Source organism: Rhodoplanes sp. SY1, assembly GCF_046000175.1.
Taxonomy (GTDB): domain Bacteria; phylum Pseudomonadota; class Alphaproteobacteria; order Rhizobiales; family Xanthobacteraceae; genus Rhodoplanes.
The window spans coordinates 1-618 of record NZ_JBEOMB010000390.1; the positions used below are offsets into that span (position 1 = coordinate 1).

The 618-nt window shown below is 69.7% G+C and carries 2 protein-coding genes; both read left to right on the forward strand.

The genetic code is table 11. The features are described from left to right. A partial coding sequence (locus ABTU92_RS29870; RefSeq protein WP_408095164.1) for a CheB methylesterase domain-containing protein occupies positions 1–383 on the forward strand: 383 nt, incomplete at its 5' end. 7 nt (positions 384–390) lie between these two features. Then, a partial coding sequence (locus ABTU92_RS29875) for a HEAT repeat domain-containing protein (RefSeq protein WP_408095165.1) occupies positions 391–618 on the forward strand: 228 nt, incomplete at its 3' end.

Genomic DNA, 618 nt, shown 5'->3' on the forward strand with positions numbered 1-618 from the left:
GGGTGCCGCTCGCCCCGGGCTTCATCTATATCGGCCGCGGCGACGCGGACATAGTGGTCGAGACAAGGCTCGGCCGGCGGGTGGTCAACTCGGTCGCGTCCGATCCGACGATGGTATGGCATCCGAGTGTCGCGCGGCTGGTCCGGTCCGCCATGGAGGTGCTCGAGCCGCGGAACCTGGTTTCGGTGCAGCTCACCGGAATGGGCGACGACGGGGCCGACGCCATGGTCGAGCTGCGGCGCCTCGGCGGCCGCACCATCGCCGAGGACGAGTCGACCGCGATCGTGTTCGGCATGCCGGCCGAGCTCATCCGGCGAGGTGGCGCCACCACGGTGCTTCCGTCACACCGCATCGCCTCCCAGCTCACATCCTGGCTCATGTGAGGTCGTCATGCCGCTGGTGAAATCGAATCCCACAGGTCCGCCGCAACCCGGCCCCGTGGTCTGCGAGGACCTGGAGGGCGACCTCGGCTCTCCCGAGCCCAGAAAGAGACGCGAGGCGGCGCGTCTCCTCGCGGGCTTTCCGGAGTCGGTCGCGGTTCTGGGGGAGCGCCTGCCGATCGAGACTGACACGGCCGTGCGCGAAACCATCCTCACCAGCCTCGGCCGGATCGGCGGG